Source organism: Paenibacillus sp. JT22N1, from assembly GCF_059692155.1.
In genome coordinates, this window is record NZ_JCAUAW010000011.1 from 134,944 (window position 1) to 152,930 (window position 17,987).

A 17,987-nucleotide genomic window follows, 5' to 3' on the forward strand; every position below is an offset into this window, starting at 1 on the left:
ACCACTAGGACTTTTTTTGTTTATAATCCATTTCTTATCTGAGCTGTCAATCATCACTATTTCAAGTATATTTCTGCGAGTGGAATTCGACTACGATAAGGATCGAACCAACCAATGAAGGAGGAATACAATAATGAATGTGAATGGAAAGTTACACGAAATCACGAATATACCACAATTTATCTCCAGCTACTCAGCTAATCCCGCGCATCCGAATCCGGCATCGTTCAAACCTATGGCTGAGGCTCAGATATTTCTGGGAACCGACTTTCCTGCGGGCTTTACAAACAGTTTTATACCTGGTTTTTCTTTTCAGGCGAAAACCGATGCAACTGGCGCATTCACAATATTCGTACCGGATGGATTTCCTGCTACGATCAAGGCATTCTTACTGGCAACGCATACGATCATGAAAGTGCTCCCGCCATTTAATGTTCCCATTTTCGCGCCGGTGTACAGATCAGAAACGTTCCAATTCAGTCAAATCAATTCCAAAGTACAGGATAATTATGTTATTCGAACGGATGGAACGACGCAACAAAGCTTCTCGCAGGCACAGATTAACGCAATGACTACCGACATACAGCAACAAATGCATCTGGATAGCCTTTCTGCTTTTATTAATGATGGGTCAATCGGCATCACGGGTCATGACCAAGGAGCAACACTTAAAGCAGACCTATTTCTAAGTCCGTTTACAGGTCCAGATCTGAATAGTTTTATTAGCGAAAAAGTCGAAAATATCGATATTGATTTGCCTGGACCTGATTTTATCGTCGGACTCTTTGTAAGCAAGGACGAAATAGCGAAGCAATTCCGGCAAGGTATTCATAATATGATGCCTTCGTTGAATAAACAAATTATTGACAGAGTTCAAAAGGACTTTGGCATGTTGATCACTCAACTTGAAAAGAATACAAACAGCAAAGTGACTCTGACGTTCGAAAAACTGCGGTTCCCTGTAGTAGAAACAAGAATCATTGGTCCTTTCACCATAAAAACCCGTGCTATTGTACCGGATCTTTTCGTTGGCCTATCTCGAAAACTGTTCAGTTAGAATTTTATTAAACTAAATTCAAAAGAAGCGTACACTCTTGATGGAGGGTGCGCTTTTTTTGCTGGCAAATGATATTCTTAAGTTATGTTAATTATGGATCAAAATTTTTGAGGGGAGTATTTCGGTGACTCTACAACAATTAAAGTACGTTATTGAGGTTGCGAATCGCGGCTCCATTAACGAAGCAGCCAAGCGGTTGTTTATTTCTCAGCCTAGCCTTTCAAATGCGATTAAGGACTTAGAAGAAGAAATGCAGCTTGCGATTTTCGAAAGATCTAATAAAGGGATCTCACTTTCAAAAGAGGGTGTTGAATTCTTAAGCTACGCGAGACAGGTAGTCGAGCAGGCGGAATTATTGGAAAGCCGCTACCTCAATGCCAAGCCTTCCCCGCAGCATTTTTCGGTTTCCACTCAGCATTACGCTTTCGCGGTGAATGCATTTGTGAGTCTAGTCCAGGAGTATGGCCAAGATGAATATGAGCTAGCTTTGAGAGAGACCAAAACTTATGAAATTATTGAAGATGTCAAAAATTTACGCAGCGAGATCGGCATCTTATATCTGAATGAGTTTAATGGGAAAGTTATCAACAAGTTGCTCAAAAGCGCGAATTTGCAATTTAACAGCTTATTAATAGCTAAGCCGCATATTTTCATCAGTAGTAAGAACCCGCTGGCAAAGCAATCGATCGTGACTATTGACCAGCTTCAGAATTATCCATACCTGTCCTTTGATCAAGGGGAGTATAATTCTTTTCATTTTTCAGAAGAGATTCTCAGCACGATGTCACATAAGAAAAGCATTCGTGTTAATGACAGGGCGACGCTTTTCAATTTATTGATCGGATTGAACGGATATACCATATCAACAGGAGTATTAAGCGCTGATTTGAATGGAAATGAAATTATTCCTGTACCTTTGGATTGTGAGGAAACTATCAATGTTGGTTGGATTTCTCATAAAAATGCTTCACTATCCAAGCTAGGAGCGGCATATATACAAGCACTCATGCAGGCGATATCCCAATAAAACCTTGCTATAGCCATTAGCTATGACTAGATATAGTTTATTCCAGTTACACTATACCAACCAATCCGTGATATCTTTCTTGTAACAAATTGTAGAGGAGTTTTACAGATGGTGAAAAGCAGTGTGTTGGGATATCCGCGTATTGGTGCAGATCGAGAATGGAAGAAAGCGCTCGAAGCTTTCTGGTCAGGTAAACTCGAAGAATCGGAGTTTCACCGTCAATTGCAGGAGATCCGCTTGAATCATTTGCGTAAGCAGCAGGAGAAAGGCATTGACTTCATCGCTGTCAATGATTTCAGCTATTACGATCATATTCTAGATACATCCACGATGTTCGGCATTATTCCGAAACGCTTTCCGTATGAGGGCGGCACGGTACCATTATCGGTTTATTACGGTATTGCGCGTGGGACGAAGGATGCAACGGCTAGCGAAATGACCAAGTGGTTCAATACCAACTACCATTATATAGTACCGGAACTAGGCGAGACATCGCCGGTGCTTACCGAAAATAGACCTCTTAAGGCTTATCGGGAGGCTAAAGAGAAGCTAGGTATCGAGGGCAAGCCGGTTATCGTTGGACCATTTACATTCTTGAAGCTGTCAAAAGGATACCGTATTTCGGAGACCGACGACTGGCTGGGACGTTTGCTTCCGCTCTATGTGCAGATACTTCAGGAGCTTGCGAGAGAAGGGGTTCAATGGGTACAGATAGACGAACCGATTCTCGTAACGAAGTTAAGTGCAGAGGACGTGCAGCGATTAAAGACAATTTATGAGACGTTTGCCGCTTCAGTGCCGAACCTGAACATCATGCTTCAAACCTACTTTGAATCGGTAGAGCACTATAGTGATATCGTCGCGCTTCCCGTCAAGGGAATAGGGTTGGATTTCGTTCATGGATTATCTGGCAATATGTCGTCGATAAAAGCGCTAGGTTTTCCGGCGGACAAGGTTTTAGGTGCAGGGGTTATTGACGGTCGTGGCATTTGGAAGGCGTCACTGCGTGAGAAATTGGCACTCGTAGAAGAACTCGCTGAAATCGTAACGACTGAGCGATTCATCGTGCAGACGTCGTGCAGTTTGCTTCATGTTCCGGTATCGGTAAATCATGAGACGAAGCTCGGAGCTGAACTGAAGGATGCTTTAGCATTTGCAGATGAGAAGCTGCACGAGATTGTACTTCTGGCGAAAGCAGTCTCTCGAGGCCCCGCCGCAATCGCAGGCGAACTAGAAGAACGCGATCTTGCTTTACAGGCGATCAAGCTGTCAGGTGAGCGCAACCGTAGCGACATTCAGCATGCTGTCGCTGCCATCAGTGCTCAAAGTCCAGTGCGCAGTCGACCTTTTTCTGAGCGTCATATTGCTCAACAGAAGAAGTGGCAATTGCCGATTTTTCCGACGACGACAATTGGCAGCTTTCCGCAATCCCCAGAGGTGCGTAAGGCCCGTCAACAGTGGCGCAAGGGTGAATGGAATAATGAGCAGTATGCTAACTTCATCCGAGAACAGATCGATATCTGGATCAAGCTTCAGGAGGAGATCGGATTGGATGTTCTCGTGCATGGCGAATTTGAGCGAACCGACATGGTCGAGTTCTTTGGTGAGAAGCTCGCGGGCTTCGCGTTCACGCAGAACGGATGGGTGCAGTCGTACGGTTCTCGCTGTGTTAAACCGCCAATTATATTTGGGGACGTAGCATTCAAGGGGCCGATGACTGTCGAAGAAACAAAGTATGCACAGACACAGACCAAACGCCCAGTAAAAGGAATGCTGACTGGTCCGATTACGATAATGAATTGGTCGTTCGTTCGCGAGGACATCTCGCGTGAACAAATTGCCTATCAACTGGCCTATGCACTTAGACAAGAGGTGGAAGCGCTTGAACAGGCAGGAATTGGCATGATTCAGGTCGACGAGCCTGCGGTTCGCGAAGGGCTACCCCTCAAGGAGGATGACCAAGCGAAGTATCTGGCATGGGCTGTCAATGCATTCCGCATGGCCACCTGCACGGTACAGGATACGACGCAAATTCACACCCATATGTGCTATTGCGAGTTCCATGACATGATCCATTCGATCGAAGCGATGGATGCCGATGTGATTTCGATCGAGACATCTCGCAGTCATGGTGAACTGATTCATAGTTTCGAATTGAACACATACAAACTTGGCATAGGATTAGGCGTTTACGATATCCACAGTCCTCGTATTCCGCGTGTGGAGGAAATGACCAGCATGATCGAACGCGCCTTGCGTGTGCTGGATCCGAAGTTATTCTGGATCAATCCGGATTGCGGACTTAAGACTCGTGGATTCGAAGAAACAGTCGATTCCTTGCGCAACATGGTTGAAGCGACGCAGATCGCGCGTTCGAGGCATGCCCAAGAACCTATAGCCAATAATCTCTAAACAAAACATTCCTGTAGGGACTAAGATTTGGACTTCGGACTTCGTTAAAAGGAATGCATAGGTCGTAAAAAAAGAATCGGACAGCGGCAGTTTAAAACTGCTCGCTATCCGATTCTTTTTACATGGATTTATTCTTTTTTGGACAATCCATAAGCTTCACGAATAAGTGTGAAATATTGTTCGGCGTTTACGATCTTATATTCCTCACCAAGTGATTCAGCAATGGCCTGAATATCATGTGGTCTCATCCCCCACGCGTTAACCCCGACGGAAAGGAATAACGGCGATTTACCATCCCAGCCTTTCTTGGCCTCGGCTAGAATATTGATTCCATCCTGAGCCGTTCCAATTCCTGGCATCATCGATACGGGAAGCGTACCATTCATGATTTCGATGCCGAATTTATCTCCTACAAGCAGAATGCCGGGAACTTTATAATTTTGCTCGTATGCGGCCGCTTCGGATGAGCTTATTGGTATGTCTTTGGTAACATCCCGGTTTATCACCATCGGAATGGTCATACCGGTCTGTTTGAGATATCGGTAGTTATCCCTCAGGAAATCCGGGAGGGTTTCTTCCGGCCATGGATGAGGGTTGAAATAACCAGCACCGGACGGTCCGGCAACTAACAGGTCATTCTCTGTCGCCGTTTTCCGGTAATAATTAAGAACCATTGGAGCGGCATCGTAGAGTAATGGACTGGAAGTCCAATTAATGGGTACTTTGCCGCGTGCAGGATCTTCCCATAGGATCTCGCGCATATGGTTCAAATCGTATTGCAAATTATCGCCTTCACCGAACGTGAACGTCACATAGATTTTGTTTTCCAGCTTGAGCGGATTGGGCTTGATCTTAGGGACTGCTTCCACCTTTGTTCCCGAGAAGACGGTCATGTTGTGGAACCAATCAGCTGCCAATACAAAGACGCTATGCCTAGAGAGTAGGTCGACGGAGGCGGCTTCGCCTTCGAAGTCATTGCTGAACCAGCCCAGATAAGGTGTCCCTGGCTCGACATCGGACAGAATCTTCTCTAAGAGTGCCCGTTGATCCGGCACATCCGTCGAAAGCCAGAAAACCATTGCTTTGTTAGCGACCGCATAGTCTCGTAAATATCCGTAAGGCTCTTTCTGCTCGGAAGAGAGAGGGCGAATGTTACCGACCGAAACTTTGTACTGATTCCACATCTCCACAGAGATCGTCAACTGTTTAGTGCCAGCAGTAGGTTTAAATTCATACATGAAGTAACTTCCATTATCTGCGAATCGGTGGTCTGCACCCTGTAAATACTTGGAATTTTGCCTGTCATACAAGTACAATTCTTCCTCGGGCGTACCAGCCTCAAATTGAGCGATGACGTTCCCGTCTGCCTTTACGGTGATAGCATGAACGGCCGGTCCCCATCCGTCCTGCGTGAAAGAGTCGTCGAAACGAACGTATACCGCCTCTTTCCCTAAAAACGATGAAAGGTCATATTCATACGTTCCACGGTTACTGGCATCCCTTATTTGCCTTTTCTCTTCTGCGATCGTCATGAAGGATTCGGGTAGACCGGGAGGGAGCGAGATCGATGTGTCCGGACTTAGCCCAATCAACATCCGGTGGGTCGTTTGATTCCATAAGTGTTCGTACTGCCAGGTGTATGCGTCAATTTTATTTTTGAATTTGCCCCGGAAATCTTCAATCACTTTCAATTTGTAGGGAGCTGCAGTTAGTTTGCCTGCCAGTTCAGGGCTGATGACAACAGCATTCTTCAGTCCCGCCAACGTGGTCGCGACGTTGATGGAATCCGGAGTTTTCGGATCGTAGATGATGATTCCTTTTACTTCATTTTTATACAAATCGAAGACATCCATGCTGTTATCGTGGAGCTTATACGGTATGGCCATTTCGTTATACCAAGGGTCCACCTTGTTCTGAATCAGATAGATACGTGGGCGCTCTCGATTCACAATGCCCTGAAGAGTAGTCATCAGCAGTTTGACGTCTCCAGGTGCATTAGAGACATTGACAACGTCCAAATGCTTGGGTTGATTAAACGTTGGAAGCGCTTGATTTTTTGGCCATTTAATCCCATCAGGAGTCACAACATCAGCCTGTGCCGCAGAAATGCTGAAAGGCAGCATTGTCACACATAGTAATACCAAGCATAAAATTCTTAATTTCCCTATCAATCTGCTCACCTCATTTAGGAATTTTAAATACAACAAGCTGTCTTAGTTTCGATTTAACCTCCTTCTTTGAAGAGTAGCGTGCAATGTAATGTCATGACATATCTGCATGGATATATTTAACATGTTGTATATGATAAATCAAGTGTTTCGATAAACAATCTTAAGGAAATACAAAATATTGTCTTATTCTACATGAATAAAACCTAAGTAATGACATATTTTGCAGTTGGAGGAGACTGCTTAATGGATGGAAGTAAACCTTATTTGATATATTATATAATGCAGGCTAAGCTCTTAATTTTTAGATGGAAAATAAAGGATAATTAGTTGGGTTCCCCGAATTAATATTATTTGGTTTTACGATTTGAAGGCTCATACATTTCAAGAAAGAAAGTTGGTCATACGAATGAAAAACCGGATTATTATTACATTAATAGTGACAGTGAGTACAGCCATAGGGATATGGCTAATTTCTGTTTTGGGTCTATTCCCGTTTGACCAAGTAAAAGATTCCGCCGTAACAAAAGCTTCACCCACCTCAAACATACCTTTAATCGTAAATGAAACAAAGATTGATAAGGGGACTCAGAAAACGGTTAAAGAGTTAGTTGAGCAATACCGTCTTTTAAAAGTCATCGATTCCCACAATCATGATGCTTCTGATTCAAAGTATATAAATATGCTGGAAGTTTGGAAGCGTAATGCCGTCAATCAAGTTGTTCTCTTTGGAGATGTATCAGAGCCAAGCGCAGTAATGACCGACCAGATGTCATGGATGGCTTACAAAGATAACCCTCATGTAATTATTCCTTACTTTTCTGGCTTTGATATGCATGATAAATCGAGTATCGATGTAGTGACACATAACCTGGAACAAGGATATTTTGGTTTAGGTGAAATTGCAGCTGCTTCTTTGTATTCACCTGTGGTATCAAAAGTGGCTTGGAAGGGTGAAAGCCCAATGGACGGTTATTTACCGGATATATACGAAATATGTGCAAAATACAAAGTCCCCATCCTGTTGCATATTGACCCACCAAACGGAATGGTTATAGATAAGTTAGAAGAGGCGCTTGACAAACATCCAAACACAATAATCATATTCGCACACGCCAACGCGTTTAATTCACCGGAAAATATCAGAAAACTACTCGAAAAGCACCCCAATTTGTACGCGGATTTTTATGCGGGTTTCACCGCTCTCAATCCTGCTAGTACCAATAAGTTGGAGGATTTCGTACCTGTGATGAAGCAGTTTCCTGATCAGTTTATGTTGAGTACGGACTCTGGATTTGATATTGGTGAAGAGGCTGCAATTGGTGCGATGTATCAGTTATTAGATAAGCTTGACGACCCTAAGTTGGCAAGAAAAATTGCACATGATAACCTAGACGCCATTATTCGTAACCAACCAGCTACTGAGACTCAGATTGCGGAAATCCGTAAGAAATCCAAAGAAACCGGACAAAGTTATGAATGGAGTCATCTATCTAAGGTAGAGGCCGGACAAATTCTTTGGAGTAAATAAAGATTTCGATTTTCTGTTATTATGTAGTAAATAGTTATTTCTGAGGTGTTTATCTATGAAAACAATTGGATTAATAGGTGGAATGAGCTGGGAGTCATCCTTGCTTTATTACCAAATCATCAATCAACGTATAAAGGAAAAATTAGGCGGGCACCATTCCGCAAAAAGTCTTATGTATTCGGTGGATTTTCATGAGATCAAGACTCTTCAACATGAAGGGAAATGGGATGAAGCCACCAAAATCATGATTGATTCCGCACAAAAACTCGAATCTGGTGGTTCAGATTTCATTGTCATATGCACGAATACGATGCACAAGATGGCAAAAGAAGTAGAAGAATCAGTCTCAATACCATTACTGCATATAGCTGATGCAACGGCAAATGAAGTTGTTAAATGTGGACTTAAAAAAGTCGCTTTACTCGGTACTGCTTTTACAATGGAACAAGATTTTTACAAGGGTAAACTTATTGAGAATTTTGGTCTTGATGTTATCGTTCCCAATGAAGTCGCAAGGAAGATTGTACATGATATCATCTATCAGGAACTTTGTCTCGGAATTATTAATGAAAATTCTAAACAATCCTACTTAGAGATAATTGATAGTCTTATCCAAGATGGGGTAGAAGCCGTTATCCTTGGCTGCACAGAAATCACTTTATTAATATCTCAACTAGATTGCAGGGTTCCTATATTCGATACAACGAAAATCCATGCTGAATATGCAGTTGATTTTGCTTTGAAAGATTAAATAGACAGTACGAAAAGGAGTTGGTCTACTTAATGAAGGTTACTGTTTTAGGTTGTGGAAGATGGGGGTCTTTTTTAGCTTGGTATGCAAATAAAATAGGTCATGACGTGATTTTATGGGGAAGAGAAGAATCGAAAAATTATCAAAGATTAGTTCATAATAGAACAAATGAATATTTACAATTACCCCAAAACATACATTTAACGGACTCAATTGCTGAAGCAATTGAGTTTGCCGAAATCATATTTATCGCTATTAGCGCCCAGGAACTTAGAGGTTTTGCAAAGCTGTTAAATACCATGGGAATTACAAATAAGATTTTTGTTTTATGTATGAAAGGACTTGAAATGGAGTCTGGAGAAAGACTCTCACAAGTTTTTATGGAAGAAATAAAATCACCTGTAAATTTAGCGATTTGGGTTGGACCTGGGCATGTTCAAGATTTTGTTAAGGACATTCCAAACTGTATGGTTATTGATTCAGATCACATGAAAATAACTCAATTGCTTGTAGACAGTTTCGGAAGTGAGATTATAAGATTTTATTATGGGCAAGATTTGTTAGGCAATGAGATAGGTGCTGCAGCGAAAAATGTAATTGGAATCGCAGCAGGTATGCTGGATGGATTATGTTATACAAGTTTGAAAGGAGCCTTGATGGCTAGAGGAACAAAAGAAATTGCGAGATTAGTTAAGGCAATGGGAGGGAACGAATTAACCATTTATGGTTTAGGACATCTTGGTGATTACGAAGCAACCGTGTTCTCTAATCATAGTCATAATCGACGTTTTGGTGAAGCATTTGTAAAAAAGGAACCATTCGAGAAATTAGCTGAAGGAGTCGCAACCGTAAAAGCATTATTGCAATTGTCCACTAACTATGATGTGGAGCTACCCATCTGTCAGGCTGTTCATTCAGTACTCTCTGAAGGTAATGATCCAAAAGAGCAACTAATAAGATTATTTATGAGACCCGTGAAATTTGAAGGTATTTAATGAACTGGCATAATTATAAAGACACAAATTAGAGAAGATGATATCCTTATTTAGGTAGACTTTTGTCGAATTGGCCCGAATGGCGGTTCGAAAGTCAATTGATATAAGGGAGATGCAGCCGTGGACACAAGACAATGGATGTCGGTAACGCTTATTCTCGCAACGGCGCTGATGGTGTTCGTCTCTTTCTTGTCTTACCGGAAACGCCATCTGCCTGTTGCCAAAACGATGGTTCTGATCATGCTGGCAGCGGCTTGCTATGCGCTCGGCTATGCGTTTGAAGTGTTGAGCCGAAGCCTGAACGATGTGAAGCTGTCGCTTCAAATCGAGTACTTGGGCATTCCATTTGTTACTACGCTCTGGCTCTTTCAGGTCATCCAATTTACTGGGACGGCGGCTCGCTACCGTAAGCGTCTCGCCCTATTGCTGTTCGTAATCCCCGCAGCGGTATTTTTTCTCCATTTGACCAACGATTGGCATCACCTTATCTATGAGCGATATATTCTGAATGAGAGCAATTTGGTTCCTTTGTACACGACGGTCAAGGGACCTTGGTATAAGGTGCACACCATCTATAATTATTCCGTACTTCTGTGCGGAATGTTGCTGTTTATCCCCATGTATTGGCGGGCTTTACCGATCGTGCGAAAGCAAATCATCGTCCTCCTTTTGGGCGCAGTCGCGCCTATGGTGTTCAATTTGTTCTTTTGGTCCGGAATGGACGTTGATTTGACGCCGTTCGGATTCGCCGTATCGGGTATTGCGTACGTGTGGGGGATTTTGCGGTTTAATTTACTCCGCTTAACGCCTCTTGCGATGGCTAAAGTATTCGAAACGATCCGGGACGGGGTCGTCCTGTTTGATTATGAGGACCAAATCGTTAGTTACAACAAAGCAGCCGAAAAGGTCCTTCCCGAACTCGGCTTGCCGAAACGATACCCCGTCGAAATGGGGGTGGTTTTGTCGGAAAGTCCGGAACTGCTTGAACGTATTCGTGCCGCAAGTGATGGGGACGAACGCTTCCCGTTTCACAGATTCCAAGCGAATCGTAACAAGCATTATAACTGCAGTTTGTCACTGATTTATGATTCGGGCAGTGTCTTAATCGGCAAGATTCTGATGTTCAACGATATTACGGAGATGAAGGAGAGCGAAGCCAGGTTGCGTGAGAACGCCCGGCAACTGTCTGAGCTAAATGCGTTCAAGGACAAGCTATTCACTGTCGTGGCGCACGACATTCGCGATCCGATCGCACTCCTCGTGAGTTTGACCGAGCTGCTGGGCGATGAACTGACCGCCGCCGACTTTGAGCATGCCGAATTGGTGAGGGAACTTAAAGGACAAGTGCAAAGCACGTTCAATCTCGTCGAAAATTTATTGGATTGGTATCGCAGCCAGAAAGGGAAAGTCGTGTTTCGTCCGTTAGGCTGGAATTTGCAGCAGGTTGTCCGGCAGGCTTTATTGCTTTCAGGCACGAAGGCTGGCATGAAGCAAATTCGGATGACTGAGCGGATCAACGAGAAGCTAACAGTAAGAGCCGATAAAGAGATGTTGGATCTTATTCTGCGAAATTTGCTTTCGAACGCGATCAAGTTTACTGGAATTGGCGGGGTGATTGAGATCAGAGCCGTTCTGGAAGGCGATCAGATCATCGTTTCCGTAAGCGATAATGGTGCGGGAATCGACGATCAGACATCGGAACTACTGCGACTAGAGGAGCCGTTCTTAAAGGTAATGGTTAACGGGGACGATTCGGAGGATATGAGATTCGGACTGGCGTTGATCCGCGAATTCGTTCGTATCCATGGTGGCAGCCTTTGGTTCGAGAGCGAGCCAGGGGTCGGGACGACCTTCTCATTCACCTTACCCGGCTCGGCTGGTGTGCGGGAAGAGTACGATGACGGGAGAATGGAGGAAGAAGTTTATGAAAGTGATTTTGGTGGACGATGAGCCGACGATGCATTTGATTCTGCGTAAAATGCTGGTCAAGCTGCCAGGGGTTCACGTAGCTGGCGCTTTTACGGATACGAAGTCCGCAGCCTCCTTTCTAAGTGAGAACACCGACATCGGTCTGGCTTTCGTTGACATCTCCATGCCGGGCGGGAGTGGAATGGACTTCGCCGCTAAGATGGAAGCTTTGGCTTCACCGCTGCAAATCGTCTTCGTCACGTCGCACAAAGAATTTGCCTTGAAAGCATATGAACTATCTGTGGTGGATTACCTGGTCAAACCCGTTTCCCAGGAACGGCTTCAGCGAACGGTAAATCGTGCACTGGCAAGCCAGCGGGGCATCCATTCACCGTCGCTATCTGATCCCATTTCCGAAAATTCGGGGAGGATCGTCCTAACAATGCTGGGTGATGTCGTCGTGAGTAACGATGCGGGCCGTGTCAAGTGGATCTCGAGGAAATGTGCGGAGCTGTTCGCGTATTTACTGTTTTATCGTGGCAAACGAATTCCCCGTTCTAGGCTGGTTATGGATATTTTTGGAGGGATGCACCAAACCAATGCGGAGAACTACTTAAATACGACCGTCTATCAATTGCGAAAGTCTTTGGAACCACTTGGCATGCGCGAGTTCATACGATCGGAGAACGATGGCTATGCGCTTGAATTAAAGGATTCCGTTATTGATTACGTGGAATTCGAAAAGCAAGTGGAAGAGATGCCATCCATAGACGTCGGAAATGTGGAGAGAGCGCTGCACATAGAACGGCTGTATACGGGCGATCTGTTCGGGGACAAGGCGTATGTGTGGGCCATTCACGAAATGGTACGCTATGCGGAATTGTACACATCTTTCGTAAAGCGGCTTGCCGTAGTGCTTATTTCGTTGCAGGATACGACTTCCGCGTCGAAGCTGCTGCTCAAGCTAAACGAGCGCAATCATCTAGACGAATCAGTCATACGCCATCTTATGACAATACGCGAGATGACCGGGGACAAAAAAGGTTTGACCGCTCTGTATACAGACTATGTTCGGCTTCTCAGCAGGGAACTTGGCATTCGTCCGTCCGATGAACTGATACATTTATATGACAATCTGATAAGCCGATTAACCAACAAAAAATAACTATTTGTGTAGATTTGGGTTTTATATTTTAGACATTGAAGAGCAGAAATGAATTAGTAATGGATTGAAGCCCTCTTTTTCTGTCAAGACTAGTTAGCATGACTTTTATAAAGCAGATGAGTGGTGAAAATGAAAGATATTACTTTTAAGGCTATGGCCGTCACAAATGAAATTGATCTGAACAAAATCGCCATCCACTGCGGCATACCCAAAAAATACACATGGGAGCAGCCTTTAATCCTAAGAGGCGATATACTTAAATCGATCCTTAGAAAAGATATTGACGCCTTTCAACAAGTGCTGGTGTTTTCTTTTGGCAGTGTAGTTTTTGTAAATCACACACACAAGGATGAGATCACTGGCTTTTTGAAATTCATCCAATCCTTTGAGCCAGATATTGAGCTTCAGCCTGCTGACAGATACACGGACGATTATAGCCTTCACATCGAAGAAATCGATAGCATGGAGTTAACTGACAAGTATGTAGTGGTAACTGAGTATGAGTCCTTTTACCCTGAATTAATCTCCACTGTCCTTGCCAAATCGGTAGCTCTTGAGAAGATAGAGGAACAGCTTGGGGAAATTCATGATAGCCTCGAAATTATGATTGAAAGACTAGAAAAAGGAAATCTTCGTGTTGGCAACAAAGAATTGGCAAGAACAACAGCAAAAATCGTACGTCACGAGTACAACACCCTTGCCTACATCATGATCTTGGATAAACCTGATTTGACTTGGACTAACAGTACGGCTAGCCAATTTTACGATGGGATGATGGTTTTTTTTGAATTGAACGATCGATTTAAAATACTGAAAAGCAAAACGGATATTTTGTATCATATTTTGGAAGGTTTTTCAAATATCAGTCATTCCATCCGAGGGCTATTCGTCGAATGGATTGTTGTGATACTTATTGTGATTGAGGTTGTATTAACGATATTACAAATCGTAGGTTGGATTCCCTCGCATTAGAAAGATGAATGAGGACAGCATCGGCTTAACAAAAAAGCACAATGAACCAGGAGATTATAGTTCCTGATTCATTGTGCTTTTTTGCTTTGTACTGCACTAACTTCTTTCATGTAATGCTAAACGAAGCGAAAATGCTGTGAGTAGAATAGGACAAGATTTTTCACTATATGATGTAGAATAACGCTTCGAGGAATCGTTTTGGATGTCTAAATGGCCTTTTGAAACATAGAGGGAGTGTGTTGAGATTGTCGATAATCGGAAAGGCTATTCCGAGAATTGAATCGAAAGATAAAGTAACCGGATTCGCCAAGTATACAAACGATACGCAATCCCCTAATCTTCTGCATGGCTGGCTTGTAACCAGCCCTTATTCGCATGCCAACATTTCATCAATCGATTTCTCGAAAGTATTAGAAGTAAGCGGTGTGCAAACGGTTATAACGGGAGATTATGCTCCTGTGCTGACAGGAGGCCTTCTCGCCGATCGTCCACCCCTTGCGGTCAAGAAAGTGCGCTATTTCGGCGAACCGATTGCCGTTGTGGTGGCGGAGACGGAACAGATTGCGAAGCGGGCGGCAGAGCTTATTCGAGCCGAATTCGTACAGCTTCCGGTCGTTCATTCCCCTAGCACTGCCTTGCATGCGAAGGCGCCATTAATTCACGAGGACTTGGGGAGCTACCAGAGATATGGCCCCGTGTATCCCGTTCCACATACCAACATCGGAAACCATGTGAAAATTCGAAAAGGCGACATGCAGACAGGCTGGACTACAAGTGAGGTGGTGGTTGAAGGCTCTTATGCTTTCAACACATCCGATCATTGCGCTATGGAACCGCGCTGCTCGATCGTAGAAGTGATGCCTAGCGGCCTGATTGATATCCAAACTTCGACGCAGGATCCGTTTATTATAAAACGTTTGTTTCATCGCTTCTTCCATGTCGACGAGTCAAAAGTTATTGTGCATGTGCCGTTTGTAGGAGGAGGGTTTGGGGGGAAAGGCTCCGCACAGCTGGAGTACATCGCCTATTTGGCATCGAAAGCGTGTGGCGGTCGACCTGTCAAAGTCAATAATTCCCGTGAATCGGACATGGTCAGCTCGCCCTGCCACATAGGGCTGGAAGCGAAAGTGAAGCTCGGTGCGAGCAGAGAAGGAAAACTGACAGCCTTAGAGGTCACTTTTTTGTTTGATACCGGCGGCTACACCGATGGGGGGGCAGCCGTGACTCAAGCAGCTGCAATCGATTGCACAGGACCTTATCGGATCGACAACGTATGGTGCGACGCATTATGCGTCTACACAAACCATCCTTATGCTAACGCTTTCCGGGGGTTTGGCCATACGGAAGCGACTTTTTGCATGGAGCGCACCATGGACTTACTTGCGAAGAAGCTGCAAATGGACCCTTTGGAGTTGCGGCTTCGCAACGCCATCAAGCCAGGCGACTCGACGCCAACCCAAGCGCCACTGAATAGCAGTAACATCGGCGATTTGGCACAATGTATCGTCAAATTAAAAGGGCTCATTCAGTGGGATGAAGGAAAGCGGATCGTCGATGATCGCATTAAAGTCAGGGCCAAGGGAATGGCTTGTGTCATGAAAAACTCCAGCTCCACGATAGATACCGGTTCCGGCGCGACAATCACGATCAATCACGACGGCACTTTGAACCTAAGTGTAGGCGCCATAGAGATAGGTCAAGGAAACCGCACCATTATGACGCAAATCCTCGCCGAACGAATGAATATGCCTATGAACCAGGTCCACATTAAAATGGATGTCGATACGCAAATCACCCCGGAACATTGGAAAACAGTGGCAAGCAGTAGTACGATGATGGTCGGACGCGCCGTACTTGATGCAGCGGAGGATGTCATTGCCCAGTTAAAGCAAAACGCTTCTCTCGTTCTGAAAAGACCTCAAGAGGAACTGGAAGTCGGTCACGGAAAGGTCTATATCAAAGACAATCCGAACATTAGCTTGGAGATCCATGAGGTCGCTAGTGGTTATATATATCCGGATGGCAGCGCGGCCGGCGAGCCGGTCATCGGTCGCGGACGATACAGAGTCCATCAGTTGACTACCCTTGACCCTGAAACGGGCAAAGGTATTCCGGGCCCGCAATGGACTGTTGGTGCGCAAGCGGTCGAAGTCGAATTCGATACCCGTGAGTGCACGTATCGAATTCTTAAAGCGGCCTCTGTTTTCGACGCTGGAAAGGTAATCAACGAAGGCACGGCACGAGGCCAAGTCATGGGCGGCATGAACATGGGACTCAGCTTTGCCAGCCGGGAGGGATTTCTGTACAACAATGCTGGCCTCGTGCTCAATCCCCAATTGCGCTCTTACAAACTGATTCGCTTCGGGGAGAATCCCCACTATTTGGTGGACTTTGTGGAAACGCCGTTTTTGGATGGCCCTTACGGCGCACGTGGCGTTGGAGAGCACGGTACGATCGGAATGGCTGCTGCTCTCGCAAATGCATTATCACTCGCCGCCGATGTAGAACTGAACCAGCTGCCACTGACCCCGGAGCTTATCTGGCGTTATAAGGGAGGCTACTAATGATCTCTTTCGATTTCGAATACTACACTCCAACGACTGTCGAAGAAGCGGTTCACGTTTTTCAGCAGGCGGATTCAAACGGCAAAGAGCCGCTTTACTATTCCGGTGGTACGGAGATTATCTCGATGGCGCGTCTGAACCAACTTCGCACAGGAGCTGTCATCGACATTAAAGGGATTCCCGAATGCAACGTGCTGCAACTTCATCAGGAGCAACTTGTCATTGGCGCAGCTATTTCGCTCACTGCTCTATCGGAGGCCAATCTGTTCCCGCTTCTGGGCGAGACGGTTCGAGACGCAGCCGACCATACCAATCGCAACAAAATTACCGTTGGCGGCAATCTCTGCGGGAAATTCATTTACCGGGAAGCATTGCTGCCTTTTCTCCTAGCCGACAGCCAGGTTGTTCTGGCAGGTACCAAAGGGATTCGCCATGTTCCGATTCACCAGATATTGAACGGTGAACCGCGTTTGGAAAAAGGGGATCTCCTTGTGCAGATTCTAAGCGACAAAAGATACCTCGATTTACCTTTTGTCACTGTGAAGAAGACCAAGATGGAAAAAATAGATTATCCGATCGTCCGCATTTCCGCTCTAAAAACAAAGGAGGGTATTCGAGTTGCCTTTAGCGGAGTTAGTGCCATCCCTTTCCGTTCGTGGAAGCTTGAGGAGGTTCTGAACGATGCTTCGCTCCCTTTGGAAGAACGTATAGAGAAGGTCATCCGATTATGGCCAGTGCCGATTTTGAACGACATCTTAGGCTCCTCTGCATATAGGACGTTTGTGCTGCGCAACACATTATCGGATACTATGACGGCTTTGGAACGGAGGCGTGTATGAAAGCACACGGAACAGTCAAAAGCGAAATTGAGCTGCTTGTCAATGGGAAGCGACAACATGCGGTAATCCGTTCATCGGATACTTTATTGCGTGTGCTGCGCGAACAACTAGGGCTCACTGGCGCCAAAGTCGGCTGCGAAAACGGTGACTGCGGCGCATGTACGGTCATCGTCGACGGGGTGCCCATCAAATCTTGTTTGATGCTAGCGATAGAGGTTCAGGGTGGCAGCATCACAACGGTCGAAGGTTTGGGGGGAGATGCGCCGATCCAACGAGCATTTGTTGACAAATTTGCCTTTCAATGTGGGTTTTGTACGCCTGGATTTATTATGGTATGTCACGCCTTAGTTAACAGTTACCCGAATGCGGGCGAAGAAGTGATTCAGGAGTGGCTGCAATCCAATATTTGCCGCTGCACGAGCTATGAAGAGATTCATGCTGCTGTCAGGTCAGTTATTAACCATGAATGATGGTTAGCGATGGCTTCAGAAAATGATCTTTTGGTCATCATCACATCAGCTTTTGTAATTTAATATTCCTTCATCCAAAACAAAGTATATCGAGAAAAATAAAAACGACCCCTATCGCGAAATAGATG

Annotated in this window: 13 protein-coding genes; 12 read left to right on the top strand and 1 reads right to left on the bottom strand. The window is 44.9% G+C overall.

Going from position 1 to position 17,987, the window contains the following annotated elements:
* Positions 1–133 precede the first annotated feature (133 nt).
* The 3 genes from AC58UU_RS21450 to metE all read left to right on the top strand — a co-directional run bounded on the left by AC58UU_RS21450 (position 134) and on the right by metE (position 4,496).
* Positions 134–1,057, top strand: a complete 924-nt coding sequence (locus tag AC58UU_RS21450) for a hypothetical protein (protein WP_497318731.1) — start codon at positions 134–136, stop codon at positions 1,055–1,057.
* Positions 1,058–1,181: 124 nt separating this feature from the next.
* Entirely contained in the window at positions 1,182–2,084 is a 903-nt protein-coding gene (locus AC58UU_RS21455; protein WP_497318732.1) for a LysR family transcriptional regulator, read from the top strand.
* A 108-nt stretch (positions 2,085–2,192) separates the two neighbouring features.
* Positions 2,193–4,496, top strand: coding sequence for a 5-methyltetrahydropteroyltriglutamate--homocysteine S-methyltransferase (metE, locus tag AC58UU_RS21460; protein ID WP_497318733.1), 2,304 nt, complete (start codon positions 2,193–2,195; stop codon positions 4,494–4,496).
* Between the two features lie 128 nt (positions 4,497–4,624).
* Here the strand turns inward: metE and AC58UU_RS21465 are convergent, their stop codons facing one another.
* Positions 4,625–6,640 (bottom strand): GxGYxYP domain-containing protein, encoded by a 2,016-nt coding sequence (locus tag AC58UU_RS21465; protein WP_497318734.1) that lies wholly within the window; start codon positions 6,638–6,640, stop codon positions 4,625–4,627.
* Between the two features lie 433 nt (positions 6,641–7,073).
* On the opposite strand from AC58UU_RS21465, the gene AC58UU_RS21470 reads away from it, so the two are divergent.
* The 9 genes from AC58UU_RS21470 to AC58UU_RS21510 all read left to right on the top strand — a co-directional run bounded on the left by AC58UU_RS21470 (position 7,074) and on the right by AC58UU_RS21510 (position 17,859).
* On the top strand, positions 7,074–8,195 hold the full coding sequence (locus tag AC58UU_RS21470; RefSeq protein WP_497318735.1) for an amidohydrolase family protein: 1,122 nt from the start codon (positions 7,074–7,076) through the stop codon (positions 8,193–8,195).
* Positions 8,196–8,250: 55 nt separating this feature from the next.
* Positions 8,251–8,946, top strand: coding sequence for an aspartate/glutamate racemase family protein (locus AC58UU_RS21475; protein WP_497318736.1), 696 nt, complete (start codon positions 8,251–8,253; stop codon positions 8,944–8,946).
* A gap of 32 nt (positions 8,947–8,978) precedes the next feature.
* Positions 8,979–9,941, top strand: a complete 963-nt coding sequence (locus AC58UU_RS21480) for an NAD(P)H-dependent glycerol-3-phosphate dehydrogenase (protein WP_497318737.1) — start codon at positions 8,979–8,981, stop codon at positions 9,939–9,941.
* Between the two features lie 120 nt (positions 9,942–10,061).
* Complete coding sequence (locus AC58UU_RS21485; RefSeq protein WP_497318738.1) at positions 10,062–11,891, top strand: sensor histidine kinase; 1,830 nt, start codon at positions 10,062–10,064, stop codon at positions 11,889–11,891.
* Positions 11,866–13,014: a response regulator gene (locus AC58UU_RS21490; protein WP_497318739.1), complete on the top strand. Its 1,149-nt coding sequence runs from the start codon at positions 11,866–11,868 to the stop codon at positions 13,012–13,014. Before AC58UU_RS21485 ends, AC58UU_RS21490 begins: the two co-directional genes overlap by 26 nt.
* 129 nt (positions 13,015–13,143) lie before the next feature.
* Entirely contained in the window at positions 13,144–13,986 is an 843-nt protein-coding gene (locus AC58UU_RS21495; RefSeq protein WP_497318959.1) for an RMD1 family protein, read from the top strand.
* 245 nt (positions 13,987–14,231) lie between these two features.
* Positions 14,232–16,550, top strand: coding sequence for a xanthine dehydrogenase family protein molybdopterin-binding subunit (locus tag AC58UU_RS21500; RefSeq protein WP_497318740.1), 2,319 nt, complete (start codon positions 14,232–14,234; stop codon positions 16,548–16,550).
* Positions 16,550–17,389 carry an FAD binding domain-containing protein gene (locus tag AC58UU_RS21505; RefSeq protein ID WP_497318741.1) on the top strand — a complete coding sequence of 280 codons (840 nt, stop codon included), beginning with the start codon at positions 16,550–16,552 and terminating at the stop codon, positions 17,387–17,389. Before AC58UU_RS21500 ends, AC58UU_RS21505 begins: the two co-directional genes overlap by 1 nt.
* On the top strand, positions 17,386–17,859 hold the full coding sequence (locus AC58UU_RS21510; RefSeq protein ID WP_497318742.1) for a (2Fe-2S)-binding protein: 474 nt from the start codon (positions 17,386–17,388) through the stop codon (positions 17,857–17,859). Before AC58UU_RS21505 ends, AC58UU_RS21510 begins: the two co-directional genes overlap by 4 nt.
* The last annotated feature ends 128 nt before the right edge of the window (positions 17,860–17,987 follow it).

What these genes read in the sequence shown, in the direction of transcription:
- AC58UU_RS21480 (WP_497318737.1), top strand. Translation starts at nt 8,979, where the DNA reads ATGAAGGTTACTGTTTTAGGTTGTGGAAGATGGGGGTCTTTTTTAGCT.
- AC58UU_RS21450 (WP_497318731.1), top strand. Translation starts at nt 134, where the DNA reads ATGAATGTGAATGGAAAGTTACACGAAATCACGAATATACCACAATTT.
- AC58UU_RS21490 (WP_497318739.1), top strand. Translation starts at nt 11,866, where the DNA reads ATGAAAGTGATTTTGGTGGACGATGAGCCGACGATGCATTTGATTCTG.
- AC58UU_RS21470 (WP_497318735.1), top strand. Translation starts at nt 7,074, where the DNA reads ATGAAAAACCGGATTATTATTACATTAATAGTGACAGTGAGTACAGCC.
- metE (WP_497318733.1), top strand. Translation starts at nt 2,193, where the DNA reads ATGGTGAAAAGCAGTGTGTTGGGATATCCGCGTATTGGTGCAGATCGA.
- AC58UU_RS21510 (WP_497318742.1), top strand. Translation starts at nt 17,386, where the DNA reads ATGAAAGCACACGGAACAGTCAAAAGCGAAATTGAGCTGCTTGTCAAT.
- AC58UU_RS21505 (WP_497318741.1), top strand. Translation starts at nt 16,550, where the DNA reads ATGATCTCTTTCGATTTCGAATACTACACTCCAACGACTGTCGAAGAA.
- AC58UU_RS21495 (WP_497318959.1), top strand. Translation starts at nt 13,144, where the DNA reads ATGAAAGATATTACTTTTAAGGCTATGGCCGTCACAAATGAAATTGAT.
- AC58UU_RS21475 (WP_497318736.1), top strand. Translation starts at nt 8,251, where the DNA reads ATGAAAACAATTGGATTAATAGGTGGAATGAGCTGGGAGTCATCCTTG.